The following is a 6,042-nucleotide window of genomic DNA, read 5'->3' on the forward strand; positions in this document are numbered from 1 at the left end:
TGTACTCCAGGTCCGTGCACGCGGGGTCGCTGGTCAGCAGCACGAACGGGGCCCCGGGCCGCAGCAGCCGGCGGATCTCCGCGAACACCCCGAGCACGGCCTCCTCCGTGGGCAGCGAGGCGAGGACGTGGTTGCACATGACCGCGTCCGCGCACCCGTCGGGCAGGCCGGTCACCCGGCCGTCCCGGACCAGGTGGAACTCCGCCACCATCGGCGCCGTGCTGCGGGCCATCGCCAGCATCTCCGCGGACGTGTCCACCCCCAGCACCCGCGCGCCCAGTACCCGCGCCGCCCGGTCGGCCACCCGTCCCGGCCCGCAGCCGTAGTCCACGAGCACCCCGTCCTCGCCGATCCGGCCGGACAGGGCCTCGAACACGAACGGATAGCCGAGCAGCCAGTCCGTGGCCGCCTCCACCGCCGCGAACGCCTCTGCCCCGGCCGCCCCGGACCAGGCACCGCCCTCTTCGCCGTGTTCCTCTGACCCGTTGCTCACAGCTCCCCACTATCGGCCCGGCGGGCCGGAGCGGGGGCAGCGGCGCGCCCGTCGTGCACGCCCGCGTCCGCCGCCGCCCGGCCCCGCACGCCGGGTCGGCCAACCGGGGCGTGTGCGCCCGCCCACCGGGGCGGCTGACGTGTACGGCCCGGGACGCCGGGCAGTGTGGTGGCTCCGGCCGCAGCCCGGCCCCGCGTCGGTCCTGTGGCGCCGCGCACCATCCGAAGGGCACGCCATGACCTCGCCTGTCGGCCGCGAGCCGCTCCCGAACGCCCGTGAGCTGTTCGACATCCCCGACGGCATCGCCTACTTCAACACCGCAAGCCTGGCTCCGACCCTGCGCACCGGCCTCGCCGCGGGCGAGGCCGCCCTGCACCGGCGCGCACAGCCCTGGCGGATCTCGGGCCCCGACTGGTTCGACGAGGCCGAGGAGCGCCGCACCAGGTTCGCGGACCTCATCGGGGCCACCGCCGACGACATCGCCCTCGTACCGGCGACCAGCTACGGGTTCGCGGTGGCCGCCGCCAACCTCGCCGCGCGGGCCGGCAGCCGGGTCCTGGTCCTGGCCGGCGAGTACCCGTCCGGGATCTACACCTGGTGGCGGTTCGCCGAGCGGACGGGGGCCTCGATCCTCACCGTGCGGCGCGAGCCGGGACAGACCTGGACCGAGGCCGTCCTGGACGCCCTCGACGACTCCGTGGCCGTGGTCTCGGTACCCCGGGTCCACTGGACCGACGGCGCCCTGCTCGATCTGGACCGGATCGCCGAGGCCACCCGGGCGGCGGGCGCCGCGCTGGTCGTCGACGCCAGCCAGTCCGCCGGGGCGATCCCCATCGACATGGGCACCCTGCGGCCCGACTACCTCGTCAGCGTGGGCTACAAGTGGCTGCTCGGCCCCTTCGGGCTCGGCTACCTGTACGTGGCCCCGGACCATCAGGAAGGGCGGCCGCTGGAGGAGAACTGGATCCTGCGCAAGGACGCCGAGGACTTCGCCCGGCTCGTCGACTACCGCACCGCCTACCAGCCCGGAGCCCGCCGCTTCGACGCGGGCGCGCGCACCGCCTTCGAGCTCACCCCCATGGCGCTCGCCGCCCTGGAACAGCTGTCGGCCTGGACCGTCCCGCGGATCGCCGTCACCCTGGCCGCCACCACCGCCCGCATCGCGTCGGCGGCCCGCGAGCGGGGACTGCCCGTCCCGGCGCCGCGGGGCCCGCACATGCTCGGCGTCACGGTCCCCGACGGGCTCCAGCGGCGCGTGGTGGCCGCGCTGGAGGAGGCGAACGTGTTCGTCGGGGCCCGCGGCCCGGCCATCCGCATCAGCCCCCACCTCCACACCACCGGCGCCGACATCGAACAACTGCTGACCGCACTGGACAACGCCCTGAACCGGCCGTGACCCACCGCGAACCGGCCGACCTCACCGTGTTCTGGAAGAAACGCACACCCGTGCGTAGGATTCCGACGTCCCACCGCACCTTCGCACCTTGAACACAGCTGTCCACCAAGCGAGTTCGGAGGTCACGTTGAGATCGAACCAGAGCGTCGCACGTCGATCGGCGGTCCTGGCCGTGGGGCTGGCGGCCCTGCTGGCCGCCCCGGTCGGCTCCGCGGCCGCGGTCGCCGCGCAGCCCGCCCCGTCGTCGGCCGCGGTCGCGGCGGCGGCACCGGTGGTGGCCAACCCCGGCACCCAGGAGAACTACCAGTACGACAGCGTCCGGCTGCAGATGTCCGCCACCGGGGGCAAGGCCCCGTACGCCTGGTCGGCGACCAACCTGCCAATCGGCCTGACGATCAACTCCTCGACCGGCCTGATCTCCGGACTGCTGCGCGGCAGCGGCACCCGTACCGTGACGGTCACCGCCCGGGACGCGGCCGGCGCCACGGGCTCCGCCACCTTCGTCTGGCGCGTCATCCGCGACGCCTGCCCGCGCTGCTGACCCACCGGCCCCCAGGCCCCCGCGCCCGGCCGTAGCCGCCCGGGCTGCGGTCGTGCCGCACCGTTCCACGGAAGACCGGAGGTCGGTCGTCGACGCCCTCGCCGCCCGCGGGTACGCGCGGGACGGCGAGCGGCGGACGCCGGACGGCGGCCGGAGCGGGCCAGACCACCACGTGGCCGCACTGGCGCAATCCCGCGAACTCCGTGACGACCGTCGCATCGCCGCCGAGGGCGAGCAGGTCCGGGTCGCCTACGACGCCCGGCACCGCGTGTCCCCGGCCCCCGAGGGCGACAACTCGCCCTGGACGCCGGGACTGTGCGCGGTGGCGCTGCTCGCCCTGAGCGCGCTGTCGGCCACCGGCGGGCGCGGCCCGCACGCGTAGCCCGCCTGTGCCCGGTGCTCCGGCGACCGGGTGAATCCGTTTCCCGGACTGACACGCCACGGCAGGGCGCCCGGGGGGACGGGGCGGGGCCGGTACGGTCCGGTGCGGACGCATCGTGGACGAGGAGGCCCGTACGTGCCCATCGCAACCGTCAACCCCGCGAACGGCGAGACGCTCAAGACGTTCGAAGAGCTGGGTGGCGACCAGATCGAGCAGCGCCTGGCCGCCGCCCACGCCGCGTTCCGCAGCCACCGCACCACGGACTTCGCCGAGCGCGCCCGCCTCCTCGACCGCGCGGCCGACCTGCTGGACCGGGACCGGGACGACGTCGCCCGCACGATGACGCTCGAGATGGGCAAGCCGCTCGCGGCCGCCCGGGCGGAAGCGGCGAAATGCGCGAAGGCCATGCGCTGGTACGCCCGCAACGCCGAGGGGCTGCTGGCCGACGAGCATCCCCCGCAGGCCGAGGTGGCGGACGCCGGGGCCTCCCGGGCCCGGGTCCACTACCGGCCCCTCGGCGTGGTCCTCGCCGTGATGCCGTGGAACTTCCCCCTCTGGCAGGTCGTCCGCTTCGCCGCGCCCGCCCTGATGGCGGGCAACGCGGGGCTGCTCAAGCACGCCTCCAACGTGCCGCAGACCGCTCTCTACCTGGGCGACCTCTTCCGCCGCGCCGGTTTCCCCGACGGGTTGTTCCAGACCCTGCTGGTCTCCTCCCGCGCCGTCGAAGGCATCCTCCGCGACCCCAGGGTGGCGGCGGCGACCCTGACCGGGAGCGAGCCGGCCGGCCGGGCCGTCGCCTCGGTCGCCGGTGACGAGGTGAAGAAGACCGTCCTGGAGCTGGGCGGCAGCGACCCGTTCGTGGTGATGCCGTCGGCCGACATCGACCGGGCCGTGGAGGTCGCCGTCACCGCCCGGGTGCAGAACAACGGGCAGTCCTGCATCGCCGCCAAGCGGTTCCTCGTGCACGCCGACGTCCACGACGAGTTCACCCGGGGTTTCACCGCCCGGATGGCCGCACTGACCGTCGGCGACCCGATGTCGGAGTCCACGGACGTCGGCCCGCTCGCCACCGAGCAGGGCCGCGCCGACGTCGAGGCGCTCGTCGAGGACGCGCTGCGCCGCGGGGCCACGGCCCTGTGCGGCGGACAGCGTCCGGAGAACCTGCCGGGCGACCTCGCGAAGGGCTGGTTCTACGCACCGACCGTCCTCACCGGGATCACCCCCGGGATGCGCATCCACCACGAGGAGGCGTTCGGCCCGGTGGCCACCGTGTACCGGGTGCGGGACCTGGACGAGGCGGTGGCGGTCGCCAACGACACCCCCTTCGGCCTGAGCTCGAACGTCTGGACCCGTGATCCGGCGGAACAGGAGCGCTTCGTACGGGACATCGAGGCCGGCGGCGTCTTCTTCAACGGCATGACCGCCTCCCACCCGGCACTGCCCTTCGGCGGCGTGAAGCGCTCGGGGTACGGGCGCGAGCTGTCGGGGCACGGCATCCGGGAGTTCTGCAACGCCACGACGGTGTGGCACGCGGCCGAGCCCGGCAGCGGCGCGTAGGCGCCGCCGGGGGACCGGGCGAGGGGCGGGCCGGGAGGGCCGGGCGGGCCGGGCGGGCCGGCGCCGGGATCAGGCCCGGTGGGTCATGCCGCCGTAGTAGCCGTCCAGGACGCGCTGGTAGTCCACGTCCCCCAGGTGCCTGTTCCGGTCGAACGCGGGGGAGGCCTTGATCTGCTCCTTGGTGAGGCCGATGTGGATCGTGCGCTCGGCCGTGTCGACGCGGCGGACGGTGCCCGCGGGCAGCAGCACGTGCCTGCCGAAGATCCACGGGCCGGTGTCGACCACCAGGTAGGACGCATCGACCTCGTCGGAATGCTTGTCGACCTTCCCGATGGCGCCGTCCAGCGCCTCGACGCCGAAGCCCGTCAGGTCGGTGCCGGCCGGGCGTCCCGAGGTCCCCCGGTAGATCCACAGACTGGTCATGGCGACTCACTCCTCCGTCCTGCCGGACCGCTGTCGCCACGCGCCTGCCCAGCCGCGCCCGGCCCACACCTCGGGCCGTCGCGGGGCGCCGCGGGGCGGCGCAGGGCGGCGCTGCGACGTATCCTCGCTGGTGGGCCTGATGTGCGCCGGAACAGGAACCGGAGTAGCGCATGGCAGCGGAAGTGAACGCGAACGCGGCGGGCGGCCGGGACCGGCGGTTTTCGGCCGAGGTCCGCTGGAGCGGGCGCACGGCGGTCGTCGTCGTGGCGGGGGAGCTGGACCGCGACGACCCGGACCCGCTCGACGAGGCGATGGAACAGGCGCTGGCGCGGCGCGCCGAGCGGATCGTGGTGGACTGCGAGCGGCTGACGTTCTGCGATTCGACCGGCCTCAACATCCTGTTGAAGGGGCGGCTGGAAGCGCGTGAGATCGGCGCCGTGCTGGAGCTGGCCGCGCTGCGGCCCGTGGTGGCCCGCATGTTCGACATCACCGGCGCGACGGCGCTGTTCACCGTCCACGCACGGCTGCCGGACGAGCTGGCCGTCCCGGGGCGTCCGTGAGGGCCCGGCGGAGCCGGAGATGAACGGGCCGACGGGATCGGCGGGCCGGACGAGACGGCTCGGCCTGTACGGCGCCTCCCCCGCGGTGGGGCGCTGCCGCGACTTCTGCCGCAATGCGCTCGAGGAATGGGCCTGGCCCGGTCCGGAAGAGGTCTCCGGGCTCACGGACGAGGAACGCGACACCGCGGTCGAGGACGTCCTGCTGCTGGTGTCCGAGGCGGTGACCAATGCCGCCATGCACGCGGGGGGCGTCACCGAGTTCGTCCTGCGGCTCGGTCCCGCCGGCCCGCAGGCGCCGCCCGGGCGTGCCGGGGACCTGCGCGTCGAGGTCGCAGATGCGAGCCCCGCCCTGCCCCGGCTGCGGCCGCGGACCGCCCTGGGGCTGCCCGGCGGGCACGGCCTGATGGTGATGAACCGGCTCGCCCGGAGCTGGGGAGTGACGCCGCGCGAGGGCGGAAAATCCGTCTGGTTCGAAGTGGCGGCTCCGGTTCCGGCCCGCGCGGTGCCTCCGCCCCTGGACGGGACGCCGAGGACGCCTCCTCGCTGAGGCCTCCACGGGGCTTCCCGCCGGGGTCCCCGCGGCAGCAGCCGCGCGCGGACGCGACACGAACCGGACGGCGGCCGGGCGCCCGGCCCCCCCAGGGTGGCCGCGGCGGCCGGGGGCGCGCTCGGGGGGGGGGGAGGGCGGGT

The 6,042-nt window shown here is 75.1% G+C and carries 8 protein-coding genes; 6 read left to right on the forward strand and 2 right to left on the reverse strand.

Annotation, left to right across the window (positions count from 1 at the left end):
* On the reverse strand, positions 1-493 hold a 493-nt coding region (locus ACFXA3_RS27410), incomplete at its 3' end, for a class I SAM-dependent methyltransferase (protein ID WP_385191050.1).
* Between the two features lie 235 nt (positions 494-728).
* Here ACFXA3_RS27410 and ACFXA3_RS27415 point away from each other — a divergent pair.
* From ACFXA3_RS27415 to ACFXA3_RS27430, 4 genes are all read left to right on the forward strand, one after another.
* Positions 729-1,889, forward strand: coding sequence for an aminotransferase class V-fold PLP-dependent enzyme (locus ACFXA3_RS27415; RefSeq protein WP_385191052.1), 1,161 nt, complete (start codon positions 729-731; stop codon positions 1,887-1,889).
* Positions 1,890-2,016: 127 nt separating this feature from the next.
* Positions 2,017-2,430, forward strand: a complete 414-nt coding sequence (locus ACFXA3_RS27420; protein WP_385191053.1) for an Ig domain-containing protein — start codon at positions 2,017-2,019, stop codon at positions 2,428-2,430.
* Positions 2,431-2,482: 52 nt separating this feature from the next.
* Positions 2,483-2,812 (forward strand): hypothetical protein, encoded by a 330-nt coding sequence (locus ACFXA3_RS27425; RefSeq protein ID WP_385191055.1) that lies wholly within the window; start codon positions 2,483-2,485, stop codon positions 2,810-2,812.
* Positions 2,813-2,947: 135 nt separating this feature from the next.
* The gene (locus ACFXA3_RS27430) at positions 2,948-4,369 is read left to right on the forward strand and encodes an NADP-dependent succinic semialdehyde dehydrogenase (protein WP_385191056.1); all 1,422 of its coding nucleotides are present in this window, start codon (positions 2,948-2,950) and stop codon (positions 4,367-4,369) included.
* A 69-nt stretch (positions 4,370-4,438) separates the two neighbouring features.
* On the opposite strand, the gene ACFXA3_RS27435 is transcribed toward ACFXA3_RS27430, so the two are convergent.
* On the reverse strand, positions 4,439-4,792 hold the full coding sequence (locus tag ACFXA3_RS27435; protein ID WP_385191058.1) for a PRC-barrel domain containing protein: 354 nt from the start codon (positions 4,790-4,792) through the stop codon (positions 4,439-4,441).
* A gap of 170 nt (positions 4,793-4,962) precedes the next feature.
* On the opposite strand from ACFXA3_RS27435, the gene ACFXA3_RS27440 reads away from it, so the two are divergent.
* Complete coding sequence (locus tag ACFXA3_RS27440) at positions 4,963-5,352, forward strand: STAS domain-containing protein (protein WP_385191059.1); 390 nt, start codon at positions 4,963-4,965, stop codon at positions 5,350-5,352.
* 19 nt (positions 5,353-5,371) lie between these two features.
* Positions 5,372-5,899 (forward strand): ATP-binding protein, encoded by a 528-nt coding sequence (locus ACFXA3_RS27445; protein WP_385191061.1) that lies wholly within the window; start codon positions 5,372-5,374, stop codon positions 5,897-5,899.
* The last annotated feature ends 143 nt before the right edge of the window (positions 5,900-6,042 follow it).

This window comes from Streptomyces sp. NPDC059456 (assembly GCF_042750055.1).
GTDB lineage: Bacteria > Actinomycetota > Actinomycetes > Streptomycetales > Streptomycetaceae > Streptomyces.

Bases quoted from the DNA above. Each gene is read 5' to 3' on its own strand.
- ACFXA3_RS27440 (WP_385191059.1), top strand. From the start codon at position 4,963: ATGGCAGCGGAAGTGAACGCGAACGCGGCGGGCGGCCGGGACCGGCGG.
- ACFXA3_RS27415 (WP_385191052.1), top strand. From the start codon at position 729: ATGACCTCGCCTGTCGGCCGCGAGCCGCTCCCGAACGCCCGTGAGCTG.
- ACFXA3_RS27435 (WP_385191058.1), bottom strand. From the start codon at position 4,792: ATGACCAGTCTGTGGATCTACCGGGGGACCTCGGGACGCCCGGCCGGC.
- ACFXA3_RS27445 (WP_385191061.1), top strand. From the start codon at position 5,372: ATGAACGGGCCGACGGGATCGGCGGGCCGGACGAGACGGCTCGGCCTG.